This window comes from Acetobacterium fimetarium, assembly GCF_014284475.1.
GTDB lineage: Bacteria > Bacillota > Clostridia > Eubacteriales > Eubacteriaceae > Acetobacterium > Acetobacterium fimetarium.
The window spans coordinates 24,375-39,023 of the sequence record NZ_WJBC01000006.1 but is presented as its reverse complement, the minus strand read 5'-3'; the positions used below and the strand labels follow the sequence as shown (position 1 = coordinate 39,023).

At 47.5% G+C, this 14,649-nt stretch carries 16 protein-coding genes; 15 read left to right on the top strand and 1 reads right to left on the bottom strand.

Annotation, left to right across the window (positions count from 1 at the left end):
• Positions 1–125: 125 nt before the first annotated feature.
• The 6 genes from GH808_RS05850 (at position 126) to GH808_RS05825 (ending at position 6,609) form a co-directional block, all read left to right on the top strand.
• Positions 126–1,043 (top strand): serine/threonine protein kinase, encoded by a 918-nt coding sequence (locus GH808_RS05850; protein WP_186841848.1) that lies wholly within the window; start codon positions 126–128, stop codon positions 1,041–1,043.
• Positions 1,044–1,071: 28 nt separating this feature from the next.
• Entirely contained in the window at positions 1,072–2,085 is a 1,014-nt protein-coding gene (locus GH808_RS05845; RefSeq protein ID WP_186841847.1) for an FHA domain-containing protein, read from the top strand.
• 29 nt (positions 2,086–2,114) lie between these two features.
• The gene (locus GH808_RS05840) at positions 2,115–3,596 is read left to right on the top strand and encodes a chitobiase/beta-hexosaminidase C-terminal domain-containing protein (protein WP_186841846.1); all 1,482 of its coding nucleotides are present in this window, start codon (positions 2,115–2,117) and stop codon (positions 3,594–3,596) included.
• Positions 3,597–3,621: 25 nt separating this feature from the next.
• On the top strand, positions 3,622–4,431 hold the full coding sequence (locus GH808_RS05835; protein ID WP_186841845.1) for a M15 family metallopeptidase: 810 nt from the start codon (positions 3,622–3,624) through the stop codon (positions 4,429–4,431).
• Between the two features lie 89 nt (positions 4,432–4,520).
• Complete coding sequence (locus GH808_RS05830; protein ID WP_186841844.1) at positions 4,521–5,540, top strand: GGDEF domain-containing protein; 1,020 nt, start codon at positions 4,521–4,523, stop codon at positions 5,538–5,540.
• Positions 5,541–5,649: 109 nt separating this feature from the next.
• Entirely contained in the window at positions 5,650–6,609 is a 960-nt protein-coding gene (locus tag GH808_RS05825) for an NYN domain-containing protein (RefSeq protein WP_186841843.1), read from the top strand.
• Here the strand turns inward: GH808_RS05825 and GH808_RS05820 are convergent.
• Positions 6,580–6,882: a hypothetical protein gene (locus GH808_RS05820; RefSeq protein WP_186841842.1), complete on the bottom strand. Its 303-nt coding sequence runs from the start codon at positions 6,880–6,882 to the stop codon at positions 6,580–6,582. The two genes, GH808_RS05825 and GH808_RS05820, sit on opposite strands and share 30 nt — an antisense overlap.
• 401 nt (positions 6,883–7,283) lie before the next feature.
• Between GH808_RS05820 and GH808_RS05815 the strand changes: the two genes are divergently transcribed.
• From GH808_RS05815 to GH808_RS05775, 9 genes are all read left to right on the top strand, one after another.
• Positions 7,284–7,526 carry a hypothetical protein gene (locus tag GH808_RS05815; protein ID WP_186841841.1) on the top strand — a complete coding sequence of 81 codons (243 nt, stop codon included), beginning with the start codon at positions 7,284–7,286 and terminating at the stop codon, positions 7,524–7,526.
• Between the two features lie 29 nt (positions 7,527–7,555).
• Complete coding sequence (locus GH808_RS05810; RefSeq protein WP_186841840.1) at positions 7,556–7,876, top strand: hypothetical protein; 321 nt, start codon at positions 7,556–7,558, stop codon at positions 7,874–7,876.
• A gap of 17 nt (positions 7,877–7,893) precedes the next feature.
• Positions 7,894–8,514 carry an SEC-C metal-binding domain-containing protein gene (locus GH808_RS05805; RefSeq protein ID WP_186841839.1) on the top strand — a complete coding sequence of 207 codons (621 nt, stop codon included), beginning with the start codon at positions 7,894–7,896 and terminating at the stop codon, positions 8,512–8,514.
• A 52-nt stretch (positions 8,515–8,566) separates the two neighbouring features.
• On the top strand, positions 8,567–8,869 hold the full coding sequence (locus tag GH808_RS05800; RefSeq protein WP_186841838.1) for a nitrous oxide-stimulated promoter family protein: 303 nt from the start codon (positions 8,567–8,569) through the stop codon (positions 8,867–8,869).
• 212 nt (positions 8,870–9,081) lie between these two features.
• Positions 9,082–11,016, top strand: coding sequence for an FUSC family protein (locus GH808_RS05795; RefSeq protein ID WP_186841837.1), 1,935 nt, complete (start codon positions 9,082–9,084; stop codon positions 11,014–11,016).
• A gap of 18 nt (positions 11,017–11,034) precedes the next feature.
• Positions 11,035–11,862, top strand: a complete 828-nt coding sequence (locus GH808_RS05790) for a 4Fe-4S binding protein (protein ID WP_186841836.1) — start codon at positions 11,035–11,037, stop codon at positions 11,860–11,862.
• Between the two features lie 159 nt (positions 11,863–12,021).
• Entirely contained in the window at positions 12,022–12,582 is a 561-nt protein-coding gene (locus GH808_RS05785) for a TetR/AcrR family transcriptional regulator (protein WP_186841835.1), read from the top strand.
• Between the two features lie 193 nt (positions 12,583–12,775).
• Positions 12,776–13,939: an aldo/keto reductase gene (locus GH808_RS05780; protein WP_186841834.1), complete on the top strand. Its 1,164-nt coding sequence runs from the start codon at positions 12,776–12,778 to the stop codon at positions 13,937–13,939.
• A 123-nt stretch (positions 13,940–14,062) separates the two neighbouring features.
• The gene (locus GH808_RS05775) at positions 14,063–14,638 is read left to right on the top strand and encodes a flavin reductase family protein (protein WP_243166127.1); all 576 of its coding nucleotides are present in this window, start codon (positions 14,063–14,065) and stop codon (positions 14,636–14,638) included.
• Positions 14,639–14,649: the final 11 nt, after the last annotated feature.

Below are 14,649 nucleotides of genomic sequence, written 5' to 3'. Positions count from 1 at the left end.
CAAATAAATGGAGCAATTGAAAATAGCAATAATTGTAAGCGTTATTAGTGGCGCTTGATAGGATTATTTGCCGATGTAAACGGGTGACGATGAGGCAAGGGGATGATAACAGTTTGGCAGCGGAAATGAAAAGAGAAAAAATTGCTGAAATCGAAGAAAAGGTCAAAAGCGAATTCGAAAATAAATATCAGGTCCTGAAACGCCTGGGTTGTGGGGGAATGGGCTGTGTTTTTCATGTCCAAAGTACTGATGAGTCCGGGGGAGATTATGCCCTTAAAGTGCTTGATAAGGAAGCCTATCGTAAAAATCGGCTTTTATACAAACAGGAAGCCAATGTAATGCTGAACCTTGATCATCCGGGAATCCCCAAAATGATTGATGTAACAGAGGATGACGACTACCTCTATATGGTTCAGGAATTTATCACCGGGAAGCCGCTGAGCCAAATCATCCGCGAAAAAGGTCGACTTGAAGCCGGAAAGATATCTGATTTCATGAAAAGCGTAGCCAGTACCCTTTCCTATCTCCATCATCAGGGCCTGATTCATCGGGATATCAAGCCCGACAACATGATTCTGACTGCCGATGGCGGCATTACGATCATTGATTTTGGCCTCGCCCGAAAAAAAGAACAGATTGATGAAGCCGACAAACGGGTTTATGGAACGCTGTCCTATACTGCACCGGAGCGATTTAATCGAAAGCCCGGTACCGTCCAGACCGATATCTATGGCTATGGTGCGGCCATGTATCAACTGTGTACCGGAAAAAAACCGGAGAACATGAAAACCGAGCCCTGGCACAGTTATCAGGTTATGTCTGAGCATCTCAGCGAAACGATGCCAAGTGTAGCTGGCGAAATCATCAAAAAAGCCCTGGCGGTCAATCCCCGCCATCGTTATCTGAGCTTTGATGCGATTTTATGGGATTTGTCCCATGAAAACAAAATGCGTACGATCAAAGATGAAGAACTCATTCGTCAGGCTATTGAGGTGTTTTTAATTTTTTCAACCCTGTTATTTATCGGGTTAATCAGTCTATAAGATCATAAAGTTTTTGGAGGAAGGCAACATGAATGACAATAATAAAGAAAGCATAAAAAGTGATTTGGTTATGATGTATCAGGGGGCTCTCTATGAGCTTGCCGTGACCCCCTTTGTGTTGGGACGGGATCAGCTGAGCAGTGATTTCTGGATTCAGAACAAAACAGTCAGCCGCAATCACGCCCGGCTGACCCAGAGTGAGGGCCGCTGGTATGTCGAGGATCTGCAGTCGAGTTCGGGTACCCTGTTAAATGGTGTGAAAATTGACAGCGGTCGCAAATATGAAATCGTTGCCGGCGATTGTCTCGAAGTGGCCGATGTGTTGGTCGATTTTCTGCAGGTCAATGCCCCGGATCAGGAGGATGAAACGACCGGCCGGCTGGCAGCAACCAAAGAAGCCGAAAAAACGTTAAAACCGGTGGCGGCAAACAGACAAGCACCTGAATCGCCGAGTTCTAAAAAGACTGAACGGGATTTAGACCATCTAAAATCAACGCTGCGCCAGTTTCTTTCTGAAAACGCACTGGATCAGCGGGGACTCAACCGCCTGAATAAAGTCATCAAGCTGGTGCGAACCTATCCCGGAGCGGGTGAGCAACTTGATCAATCCGTTCAGGAACTGATTCAGGAATCGGCCCGAAAAAGGAACATTCCGATTAAAAAAACGGTTGAGCCCGCTCCCGAAAAACCGGCCAGCCCCAAAAGTATGGCGGATCCGCCGTATCCGGTTACGAAAGATAAGCTGCCGATTTTTCATCCGGTCAAGGTTGAAGGCGACTGGGTCCTAATCCCGGTAACCAAGATTCCCTTTACGATTGGCCGGGGACCGGAAAATGTCGATTTTGTGCTGCGGGCGGCAGGAATCAGCCGTTCCCATTGTCTGGTGAGCTGTCACAACGGCACCTATCATATCACTGATCTGGGTTCGACCAATGGCATGTTTCTGAATAAAAAGCCACTTAAACCCAATGACAATTATCCATTAAAAAACGGTGACAGTGTGAGCTTTGGTGTCAATCAGTTTTATGTGGAAATTCCATAAGATGCAAACAGCTGAAAAGAAAGAGGGATATGATGAAATCAAACCGTAAAAACAGACGCAACAATCCGACCAAAGCGGCCAATCCGACAAGCAAGCCGGATGATTCCCAGGTTCTGACGCAAACCGGTGAAAACGAAACGACCAGTCCGGCAGATGCCAGTCCTGAAGAAGTGACCACCCAGACAGCAGAGCAAAAAAGCAATCCAACTGAGAACGTTTCGACGGCCATTGAGGACTACGATGTCGATCAGACCGAAATGCTCCTCGAAACTCCGGAAGAAGATCAAAATAAAAATTCGCAATCGGCCGACGAGCCGGAAGAGAAAACCGAAGCCTTGGTAGAGGAAGCCACGGAAGCCTTGATTGATGAGGAAAAAACCGAAGCGCTGATGATGGAAGCCACCGAGGCCCTGTTGGATGAGAAAACCGAGGCGCTGGTCCATGTGATGACCGAACCCGAGGTGATTGAAACCACCGAATCACTGATGTTTAAACAATACAAGCCATTTAAATACAAAAAACAGGCGATCATTATTGGCTCGATTGTTCTGGGCTGTTTGCTGATTGGCGGTAGCGTCGTCGGCTATTCAGCCTATGAACGCAATGAACAGATCAGTACCGGTCTGGAAAATGGCGAATTGCTGCTAACCCAGGGGAATTATAGTGAAGCCTTGAAGGCCTTTGAGAATGTCACTGTCGTTGATACCGATAATCCTGAAGCTATTTTCGGAAAGGCCAAAGCCCTTTCGGGAAGCGGTGATTTCAACAACGCCCGCACCTATTATGAAGACGCCCTCAAGCGGATCACTGATCTCGATAAAATAAAGCAGGTTTACAATGCCTACATCGATTCCGAAGTCAGTGCCAAGGTGGGCGAGGATGCCCTTTTTGCCCTGATGGACCGGGCCGCCAAGGAAACCGGGGATGAAACCTTCATTAAACGAAAAGGTGAATTCATGGTCAAATCCCCTTCTTTCAACCTGAATCCCGGCGCGTATCAGGGGGGCCAGGTGGTCGAAATTATTAAGGGGGATCCGGCTGATCGTATTTTCTATACAACTGACGGCTCTCAGCCAAGTACCGGCTCACCCGAATTTTCCGGCGCGATTCAGCTGAATCCAGGTCAGACCACGATCAAGACCATTGAAGTTGGTGCCAATGGCTACCCCAGCAAGACCCTCGAAGGGACTTATGTGATTGCTGAAACGCCGGAAGTCAAATTTGAAAATAATATTTCCGGTTCCTGGTCGTCCCGTTCCGGAACATCAGTGACCCGGTATTATTTCAGCGGCGGTTCGGTCAACTATTCCTATACCTCCTCGACCGGCAGCACCTATTCATCCAGCGGTAATTACCAGATTATTGGGGTTAACCAGAGCGGTACAATTGCCACCTTGTCGATCTTCAATATTACCGGGACATCAATGAGCAGCAGTCTCAATATCAACTGCGAACCGCTGGGCGACAACATGATTTCCATCAATTCACGGGGCTACAGTTATAACCAATGATTAATTGGTATGAAATGGAGAAAATATGCACATCCAAAATAAAAAACGTTTTATTCTGATGACCGGGGCTCTCGGAGTCCTGATCATCATCATCTTGGTCGTCACGGTGCTTTTTCTGGGCCGGTTCTTTTCGAAGCAGGAACCGGTTCAGACAACTCCCAAGGCCACTGAGACCACCAGTTCACAAACCGCCCAATCGTCGCCGGCAGCGACAACAACAACCGCCGCTGCCGACAACCAGACGGCCGATACCAGCACCACAACCGCCCCGTCAACAGCTGATCCCAGCGATGTTCTGGTCCTGGTCAATAAAACCACCAACCTCGATCAAAACTATGTGCCGGCGGATCTGGTTTGGGTTGACCTTGCCGGCGTGCGCGACACGCAGATGCGTTCGGTTGCGGCAACGGCGCTGGGAGAGCTTTTTAGTGCGGCTACGAAACAGGGCCTGACGCTTTATTGCTGCTCCGGCTACCGCTCCTATGCAACCCAAAAGGAACTCTATGCTCAAAACGTCAGTGCTCTTGGTCAGTCTGAAGCCGATCTGGTCAGCGCCAAACCCGGGCAAAGCGAGCATCAAACCGGCCTGGCCATGGATGTCACCGCTGAATCCGTGGGCTTTGATCTGCTGGAGAGCTTCGGTGACACCAAAGAAGGTCAGTTTGTTAAAAACAATGCCTATCTTTACGGTTTCATCATCCGTTATCCCAATGATAAAACCAGCATTACCGGCTATTCCTACGAACCATGGCATCTGCGCTATGTCGGGAAAGATGTAGCCAAAGTGATCCATGATAAGGATATCACCTTTGAAGAATACCTTCAAAGCAACTAAAAAAACCAGGCTGCGCCTTACCAGGTTAAAATCAAAGTGAACAACCGATCTGAATACCAAATCTTATTAACTGTTAAGAGGGGATTTGCATGGATACGAATCGAAGTAACACCGAATTGATTGAGCGTTTTGGTACTAAAAAAATAAATTTCGACAAAAAGAAGCAGTTGCCTTGGATAAAAATTGGCATCTGTCTTCTTTTATATGGTATAACTATCTTAGCACAAGTTCGTTTTCTGTTTTTATTTGGCATCAATATCGGTGGCGTGGCGGCCCAGTTCCAGGTGATGATTTCGACCTATCTGGTTATCTCGGTCAAAAAGCAGGGATATCCGGTCGCCGTTGCGATGAATCTGGTGGAATCGGTCATGGTGGCACTTCTGATTATCAGAAACGGTAACCTGAATGCCATCCCGGGTGTGATCGTCCCAATCTGTACCATCATTACCATCAGCATTATTTCATTTTACGGGAAAGGTCTCGCTGCGAAACTGGCAGAAGTTTCACAACAAAAGGCAGAACTGGCTGACCTGTATGAGGAACTGACAACGACGGAAAAAGAAGTTATCAAACAGAATATCCGGATGGCGAAATACAATAACGAAATGACGAAAAGAGAAATCAGGCAGAATTATTTTGTCTACTTCGATATTTTAACCGAGCTGCCCAATCGTAAAATGATGATTGAAAAGCTGGATCATTTTGTGGAAATTGCGGGTAGTAAAAAAATAAGTTTTGCGGTTGTTTATATGGATGTCGATGATTTCAAAAGCATCAATACGTCGATGGGTTATCATCATGGCGATTTATTACTGAAAGAGATTGCTGCCCGAATCAAAAATGAGATCCACGAAGATGATATCGTGGGTCGCCTGGGCAGCGATGAATTTGCGTTAATCATTCGCCGCGATCTGAAAGCAGCCGAAATCGACGACTATGTGGGACGAATAAAAGCCGCCTTGGCGGAGACCTTTATGATCGAAAAGGCGGAAATAAATATCAGTGCCAGTTTGGGCATTGCTGTTTTCCCCCGCGATGGCATGAACGCGGAAGAACTGCTGAACGATGCTAATAGCGCAATGTGCAAAGCGTATCAAAACAGACACTAAGCCGGGCGGGCGCTGCCACGGGGATAACGGTGCCGGCCGCTTCCCGCGCTGACGGTGCCAGGTTACACTTGAATGACTAAATAAAAAACAAGAAGCGGAGGATTTTTTTTTGAGCGAGAATAATATCGCGTTATTGATAGATGTCGACAATGTCAGCGCCAAATATGTGAAAAGCATCTTTGATGAGCTGAATGCTTTCGGAACCGTGTCGATCAGAAGAATTTACGGGAACTGGAAAAGAACCTATGGTTGGAATGAGGATATGTTACTGGAATACTCGATCCAGCCGATTCAGCAATTTGATTATACAAAAGGAAAAAATGCGACCGATATGGCCATGGTGATTGATGCCATGGACATGCTGTATACGCATAATATCGACGTTTTCTGCATCGTCACCAGCGACAGTGATTTTACGAAACTGGCGATGCGTTTACGAGAATCGCAGGCGTATGTGATCGGGATGGGGGAATCGAAAACACCGCTCGCGCTGACCAAAGCCTGCAACAAATTTGTCCATCTTGATCTGATTGCCTCGGATGAGCCGAAGATCGAAAATATTGCGGAGACGGTGCCGAATGGGAAAAATGCCGAACCGCCGGAGACATTGGAATCAAATGTCACCCCGATCAGTCAAATCCAGGAATCAATCCTCAATATGATTGCGGAATCTGATTATTTGACGCTGGGTGAAGTGGGTTCTTCGTTGGGCAAACTCTTCACTGATTTTGATGTCAGAAATTATGGTTATACGAAACTGAACGTTTTTATTCGTGAGGAATTCCCGAAAATTCACATCGAAGAAAAGGACGGCTCCTTTTTTGTCAAGATGAAAAATGATGTCGATATCACGACCGTGACCCGGGAAATAATCGAATTCATCACCAAAAACGGCGGGGTTGTCGAAAACCTGTCGAAAATCCATGAAGCTTTGAAAACAAACCATAAGCACTTCAATATCCATGATTATGGCTTCAGTCGCTTTTCAAGTTTTTTGCGAAGCATTGACGAAATATCGGTAGACGGCAACAAAGTCAAATTAAAAAGGAAAACCAGAAAGAGAACTTAAACGGGGCCAGGCCGTTTTATTGATTGTGTCTTCGAGACAGTACAGCGTCGCTGTTATTTTCGATGGGCAGATGATCCAGAAAATCATATCCGTTGGATCGCTTTCAAGCACGCCGGTGATCGAAATTGTATTTTGCAGGGTCGCCGGCGAAAGGGACGACGTCTTCCCGGCAGCCGCCGGCATTTTCTGAAAATTGGCATCAACACCGGCACTCCCGCCAATCAATAGGGCTGCCCCAATCACAACACATAACAGCATTCTTTTTGTCTTCATCACTTCTCCTTGAACCTTAATTAATCTGATTGTTTAAGCATAAGCGATAATTATGAAGATCGGGTCATTCAAATTCTTAAGAATTCTTTACAAAACAAAAAAAGCCCCGGCACAGAAACTTGCGACGAGAACAAAAATGCCGGAACCGAAAGCAGTAATGGTTTGCATAAATTAACGCTTATACAATCAATATTTTCTGTGCTATACTATTCGCAAAACCGATGCCACAGCGATCATGTTGTGGTTTTTCTGTCCCCAAACCAGACCGCAAACGCACCCTTCTTTTGCAAATCTTATGGTCAGCCAACGGTGGGCGGGTTTTATAATATAAAAAAACAATGGGGAAACGGTTTCTGACGTGAAAACCGCACGACCCGATCTGATCTGAGGAGGACTGCTTCGTGGTTGAAAAGGATGATAAAAGAACGGAAACATTAAGATTAAATTTACTGAACAACTCCGCCGCTTATCTGGAGGAATTAAAGGAAAAGCGGGAAGCGCGGCTGTGGAAAGCGGATGAGCTTCCCGGCAGCCTTTATGATGCCATTTACGGATTATCGAAGTCTGAAATGGACAAAATTCGCAAAAATTATGATTTCAAAAATCTGAGTGCCCTTAACAACAAGAACTGGCCAAAGCCCTGACTCGGCTGATTCCTGCGAATTTCAAGCAGATGCTCGATCGCATCGATCAGAACCGGTATCATCTGCTTGAAACGATCATTGAACATTCCGGGACACTCCCGGATATTGGAATGAAAGCTGCCAACCTCGAACCGCTCCGGGACTTTGGTCTTGTTTTTCCGGTCATCCATCACAAGCAAAAGATATTATGCATGCCCGCTGAGCTGCGTGCCGTGTTTTCCCAATGCGATGGACCTGAGCTGAAACGGTTGATGAAGCGCAACACTCAGTGGATCTGTTTAACCCATGGCATGCTCCATTATTATGGGGTGATGGGGATTCGGCCCCTGATGGAAAAAGTCGAACCCTGACCGGTCAGAAAATTGATATGCTTGAATTCATCCATGTGATGTCGTTTGCCTGCGATTTTTATGGGCAACTGCGTTTCACCACAATCGGATTTCATGATCGGAAGGTTTTTGACCCGGAACATGTTCTTCAGGAACAAAAAATGAGATCCGGCCTTGACTATCATGCCTTCAGCCCCAAACAGTTGATGGACGCCAGTGATCCGGATTTTACTGATAAAACACCGCAGCTGAATCGGTTCATCCGCTTTGTGCGGGAATCCTATGATATTTCTGCCGCAGATTTAAATGGAATCGTCCTGAAGCTGACCCGCATGATTAATGAGGGGGCCAAGCTGACGCAGATGATGGAATATCTCCAAAGCCGGCTGGCATTTCCATCCTTTGAATTTGCCCAGGAAGTGACTGAAATCGTAACCGCTGTTCATAACAGCACCCGTCAGTGGGTGCTGAAAGGGCATACGCCGGACGAGCTTTTTCAGGAAGAAAAAAAGCTCCTCAAGCCATTACCCAAAGCGCCTTTTGTAATCCCACCAGATGGTCCCAAGATCAGCAATCCGACAGTGAAAAACAAAGTGGGACGGAATGAACCCTGTCCCTGCGGCAGCGGTAAAAAATTCAAAAAATGCTGTGGCAAGTAAGGTGAAAACCAGATGAAATTTTTTATTGATTCCGCAGAATCAGGAGCAGCGTATGCAAAAAATTGAAAGCGAAAAGCAAACCCTCACCCGCATGATAAAAATCTACTGTCGCAAAAAGCACCGGTCAAAAGTGCTCTGTGACGACTGTCAAGCGCTTCTGGACTATTCCTTAAACCGGCTGGACCATTGCCGCTACGGTGAGAGCAAGGGCTTTTGCAATCACTGCACCACCCACTGCTACAGTAAAGTCAAACGCGAAGAGATTCAAAAGATCATGCGTTTTTGCGGACCCCGAATGATCTGCTACGATCCCATCATGGCCATCAAGCATCTGTTCAGATTGAAAAGCAATTAGTTGATGGCGCGCCGGCCCTGGGGCCTGATTATCAAACGCTCCTTGTGGCAAACATGAGGGGCTTTTTTTGTGATTTCCGCGATGTCGATTAAAACCGTTCCGGCACCATTAAAATAAGTTGAAAAGAAACGGGTAAAAGGATAAAATAAGAAAATATAATAACCATAAAAGAAAGACGCCCAAAATATTCGGGGATTGACGAGGTGCTGCAAATGCTTAAAAAATTAGTGAAACCGATGGCGCTGCTATTTGCCATCCTCCTGTTTGTCGGATTCTTTGGCTTTCTGTTCGGCAGCGACAATGCAACTATCGGCGTCAGCACGGTGCTGGCGGTGCTGATGTATCTGTCCCGGGATCTGACCGCGAATCCGGTCAAAAATACGCTCAAGCTGGTTTTGTTCAATGTCATCATGGGACTGGTTGCCTACGCCTCATCACTCAATCTTTTTCTGGCGATCCCGATCAATTTCATCAGCCTGTTCACGATCGCGGCGGCCCTGAGCTATACCATCAGCTCGCCGATCTCGACGCCGTTCAGCATGCAGTACATCTTTCTGATAGTCGCGCCCGTCAGCCTTGAGGCCCTGCCGCTGCGGCTGGCGGCGCTGGCCACCGGGGCGGTCTTGATCATGGCCATTCAGTGGCGGGTCAACGGGAATCGGGTCGGGGTGCAAAGCCGCAAGATCCTGCCGGCCATCTGCCGCAACCTCGGCCTGAAAATCACCGGCATCAGAAACGGGGAAGACGTGAAATCCGCCGATGGAGCCATCCGGGCGGCGGTCGATCAGCTCAAGCACATCCTTTACGACGCGCGCATCGATCATTATTATTTCACCCGGGCCAGTGAAATCTACCTGGATCTGACCGTCGCTCTGGAACGTATCAATGATCTGCTGCCGCAGCTGGCGGCGGTTGCAAACCGGGATGCGCTACTCACTGATCTGGGCCGGTTAATGGCGCAGATCGGCGAAACGTTGGCCGAAAAAAATCCGGTCGCTGCGGCCGCGATCGATTTTGAGGCGTTTTTCGAGCAATACGGGGACGAGACGACGGCGGATCTGGCGGTTCTTGGCGTGATCAGCCAGCTGGAGTTTCTGCAGGATGGGCTGACGGCCTTTGTTTCGCCGGATCCCGAAACAAATCACCGGGTCTCTCAAACCGCCGCTCCCGCCAGTCATGCCAGGGCCATGAAGCGGTACCGGGTTAAGCTTTCAATCGACGCGCTGAGCCTGTCCTATGCCTTCCGGCTGGCTTTTGCCATCACGATCTGCGCCTTTCTGGTCGGCTATTTTCAGCTGCAACACGGCAGCTGGCTGCTGTTCACGATCTCGTCGCTGACCTTTCCGTTTTATGAAATGTCGCGGCAGAAAACCGGCTCGCGGATTGTCGGCACCATCATCGGCGGCATCCTCGTGATTGTGATCTTTTCGATCCTGCATCTGCAGAATGCCGTCGCGCTGGTGATGATTGTCTCGCTGTTTCTGACGATCGTCTTTATGAATCAGTACGTTTATTCGATGATCTTCACCACCGTCACGGCGATCAGTTCGCTGGTGTTGATCGACAGTGCCGCCAATTTAAGCCTTGACCGCATCGCCTATGTGATCATCGGGGGCATCGTGGTGATGCTGCTGAGCAAATTTGTGCTGCCCTACACTGAGCAGGATGCCCGCAAAGATCTGCTGGCGATGTACGACGAGATCATCGTCAATTTTTTCAAAGACATCAAAAACTCGGCCAGTTACACCGCCAACTTCAAGCACCGGATCATGAATCTGATTCTGACCACCACCCTGATCGAAGACAAACTGACGGCTTCGGTTGCTCCTGACAGCGACGATGACACGGACGCCTTTATCGGCACCCGGCGCGGACTGATCATCAATATCGATCAGGTTTACCGCTGGCTACTCAAAAACAGCGACGGTCTCGATGATTTTAAAGCCGTCTCGCTGTATCTTTATCAAAATGATACCGCGGTCCTGGCAGCGAACGATGACGGACTGATCGCTGCCATCAAACAGGATCACCCCCGCATCAGCCGGGTCGTGATTGGGGAATGCCTTGCCATTTACCGGGCGCTGCATCAGTTAAAGCTGATCCCGGCTGAGGCGGCAGCGGGGAACATCAATTCAAAAAAAGAATGACAATAAAATGGAGGCAGCATGCGGTTTATTTTAATCTATCTTTCACCCAACGGCACCACTGAAAAAACAACGATGGTGCTTAAAAACAACATCGAAGAAGACGGTCATACCGTCGAACTAATCAATCTGGGCAGGGGCGAGCACCGGGAGAATTTTGGCCCAATCCTTGCAACCATCGACGCAGCGGATCTGGTGGGATTCGGGGCGCCGGCTTATCATATGGAGATGCTGGACCCGATGAAACGCTTTTTTCTGGCCCTGCAGTCGGCCAAGCGAAATTATCAGTTTAAAGCATTTCTTTATCTCAATTATGGCGGCATCACCTCCGGTAAGGCTTTTTCTAACGCGGCTTTATTGCTTGAATCGATCGGCATTCCCGTGATCGGTGCGATGAAGGTGACGGCCCCTCATTTTCATCACCCCGATCCGTTTCCGACGCAAACCGCTGAAGCTTTTATCGGGTCGTTTTATGAAGCGCTGCGGGCGAAGGACTTCGCGACGATTTCAGCTGATCGCCAGAAAGAACTTTTCGCGCTCCGGAAGAAACGGGTCAAGGTGCTTTATCCGCTGGTTCACGTGATTGGGAAAAAGCGTGAGCTGCCCATCACCATCAACCCGGATACCTGCAGGAGCTGCAAAAAATGTGTGCAGGAATGCCCGGTGGGCGCCATCAGTCTGAACGATGCCGCCACGATTGATCCGGACCGGTGCATTCACTGCTATCACTGCACGGTGGCCTGCCGGCTGGGCGCAGTGACGGCACCGGTTCAACAGCTTGACGCGATGATCCGACTGAACAAGCACATCGTCGGGATGGAAAATCTGGCCGACGAAATTTATTGTTAAACGATCAAATCATTTTTCATTACGGATCGCAGTGGCTTTTTAAACCCGGCATGAATGATCTAAAAAAGGCAGCGTGCCGTCAGGATGTCATCAAAAATAATATTGACCGTTTAGTCATTTTGCATTATACTCAGTGTCAGTAAGATCTGGAGGAAACGATTGGATAAGAGAGAACTCATTTTAAAAGCAGCATTAATACTTTTTAATACTTACGGTTTTGAAAGCACGCCAACCGCTCGCATTACCAAAGAGGCCGGTGTCGCCACTGGAACATTGTTCAACTATTTTAAAAGCAAGGAAGAACTGATCAATGTTCTTTATTTAACCTGCAAAGAATCCCTGACCCGGCATCTGTCCTTAGGGCTTGAACAGGAGACCACATTCAGAAGCAAGCTGAAAAAAATTTATATCAACTATATCGGCTGGAGTCTTGATCATACGGATGAATTTTTGTTTTTTCAACAGTTCTGCAATGCTTCCTGCATCGGTGAAACAACCCGGAAAGAAGGATTAAGCAAGTTCAATAATATCATTGAGTTAATTGCCGAAGGGATTGAGCAGGAAATTATCAAAAATGTCAATCTGGATTATATGAGCAATCTGCTGATGAGTATCTTGAATGCAAACACCTATTATTTTATCGATAACCCCAGTTTGGCTGCCAACGATGCGTTTTTGGAAACATCGTTCAGTTTTCTATGGGACAGTATTAAAAAATAATTTTTTTTGCCGGCGACTGACTAATCAGTCACTTCCTTGTTATTAAAAAATTGATGCATCATACCAAACGCTTAACCATTGAACACTTGCTACTTTACAAGCAATTTCGTCAACCAATTGGTTTCTGCGATACTGATCGGAAAGCATACGACATTTCGCAGTTACCTAATAAACTAAAAGGAGTACCATTAAAATGAATTATCGGATCAATCCTAAGAACGGCGACAAACTCTCAGCCCTTGGATTTGGCTGTATGCGCTTTGCCAAAGATGAAAAAGAGGTTGAACAGCAGATTATCTATGCCATCGAGAACGGGGTCAACTATTTTGACACCGCCTACATTTATCCCAAGAGCGAAGCCATTCTGGGCCGGGTGCTGGCCAACGGTTACCGCGACCGGGTGAAAATTGCCACCAAGATGCCCCCCTATCTGGTGAAGAAATACGAAGACCTGGACAAGATTTTCAATACCGAACTGGAACGGCTGCAGACCGATCATATCGACTATTATTTTCTGCACATGCTCACGGATGTGAACATCTGGACGCGGCTGGTGGATCTGGGGATTCTGAACTGGATCAAGGCGAAGAAACAGGCCGGCCAGATTATCAATATCGGCTTTTCATACCACGGCGGCCGGGACGAATTTAAAAAGCTGGTGGATATCTATGACTGGGAATTCTGCATGATCCAGTTTAATTTTCTCGACGAAAACAAGCAGGCCGGAACCGAAGGTTTAAAATACGCCGCGGCCAAAGGGCTGCCGGTTATGATCATGGAACCGTTAAGAGGCGGAAAACTGGTCACCAATCTGCCGAAGGAAGTCTATCAGGTCTGGGAGAATGCCGCTGTGAAACGTTCGCCGGCTGAATGGGCCTTCCGCTGGATCTGGAATCACCCGGAAGTCACGGTTGTTTTATCGGGCATGAATTCTCAGACGATGGTTGAAGAAAACATAAAAGCGGCATCCCAGGCAGAGGCCAATGCGTTTACCGACGCCGACTTTGAGCTGTTCAATCAGGTCACAAAAATTTTAAGCGACAAGATTAAAATCCCCTGTACCGGCTGCAATTACTGCCTGCCGTGTCCCAAGGGCGTTGACATTCCAACCTGCTTTTCGACGTATAATGATCGTGAGATCGAAGGCAAAAGGGCGGCGCTGAGCAAATATATCATGCAAACCAGTGTCAAAAGCCAGACCAGCAATGCCTCCCTCTGTGTGAAATGCGGCAAATGTGAAAGCCATTGCCCTCAGAATATCAAAATCCGGGATGAACTGGACACGGTTGTCAAAGCCATGGAAGGTTTTTATTACAAACCGACCCGATTTCTGATCAAGCGGTTTATGAAATTATAAACCATGAAAGCAGCCTGAGATGAGTGCTTATCGCTAAGCGTTTCTGGGTTGAATTGGTTGACAAATAGCCGCAAGTATATAATAATCATTTGAAACAGATATTTATTAATACGGAGGAAATCAATGATGAAAAAATCAATCGGGGCAAAAACTTTTGCACTGCCGAGTCCGGTATGGGTGGTAGGAACTTATGGTGAAGACGATGATCCGAATATAATGACGGCGGCGTGGGGCGGCATCTGTTGTTCTGGCCCACCGTGCGTGACAGTATCCTTACAGAAACCACGGGCGACCTATGAAAATATCATGAAAAGAAAAGCATTTACCATCAGCATCCCCTCCAGCCATCAAGTTGCTGAGGCAGATTATGCGGGGCTTGTCAGCGGCAAAGATACAAATAAATTTGCGATGGCTGGTTTAACCGCGGTTAAAAGTGAAATGGTCGATGCCCCTTTTGTTGGCGAATTTCCGCTCATTCTGGAGTGTCGACTCGTTCAAACCGTTGATCTTGGCGTGCACACCCAATTCATTGGTGAAATCATCGATGTCAAGGCTGATTATGATGTCCTTGACGAAAAGGGCGTTCCATCGTTGGAGAAAGTATCACCGTTTGTCTTCAGTGCATCAGATCGGGAGTATTATGCGATCGGGGAGCAAATTGGCCAGGCCTTCTCAATCGGCATGAAGTTTAAAAATTAACCGGATGGCGG

Bases quoted from the DNA above. Each gene is read 5' to 3' on its own strand.
- GH808_RS05805 (WP_186841839.1), top strand. From the start codon at position 7,894: ATGCTTGAATTCATCCATGTGATGTCGTTTGCCTGCGATTTTTATGGG.
- GH808_RS05810 (WP_186841840.1), top strand. From the start codon at position 7,556: ATGCTCGATCGCATCGATCAGAACCGGTATCATCTGCTTGAAACGATC.
- GH808_RS05820 (WP_186841842.1), bottom strand. From the start codon at position 6,882: ATGAAGACAAAAAGAATGCTGTTATGTGTTGTGATTGGGGCAGCCCTA.
- GH808_RS05790 (WP_186841836.1), top strand. From the start codon at position 11,035: ATGCGGTTTATTTTAATCTATCTTTCACCCAACGGCACCACTGAAAAA.
- GH808_RS05775 (WP_243166127.1), top strand. From the start codon at position 14,063: ATGATGAAAAAATCAATCGGGGCAAAAACTTTTGCACTGCCGAGTCCG.
- GH808_RS05795 (WP_186841837.1), top strand. From the start codon at position 9,082: ATGCTTAAAAAATTAGTGAAACCGATGGCGCTGCTATTTGCCATCCTC.
- GH808_RS05830 (WP_186841844.1), top strand. From the start codon at position 4,521: ATGGATACGAATCGAAGTAACACCGAATTGATTGAGCGTTTTGGTACT.
- GH808_RS05800 (WP_186841838.1), top strand. From the start codon at position 8,567: ATGCAAAAAATTGAAAGCGAAAAGCAAACCCTCACCCGCATGATAAAA.
- GH808_RS05845 (WP_186841847.1), top strand. From the start codon at position 1,072: ATGAATGACAATAATAAAGAAAGCATAAAAAGTGATTTGGTTATGATG.
- GH808_RS05840 (WP_186841846.1), top strand. From the start codon at position 2,115: ATGATGAAATCAAACCGTAAAAACAGACGCAACAATCCGACCAAAGCG.
- GH808_RS05780 (WP_186841834.1), top strand. From the start codon at position 12,776: ATGAATTATCGGATCAATCCTAAGAACGGCGACAAACTCTCAGCCCTT.
- GH808_RS05850 (WP_186841848.1), top strand. From the start codon at position 126: ATGAAAAGAGAAAAAATTGCTGAAATCGAAGAAAAGGTCAAAAGCGAA.
- GH808_RS05835 (WP_186841845.1), top strand. From the start codon at position 3,622: ATGCACATCCAAAATAAAAAACGTTTTATTCTGATGACCGGGGCTCTC.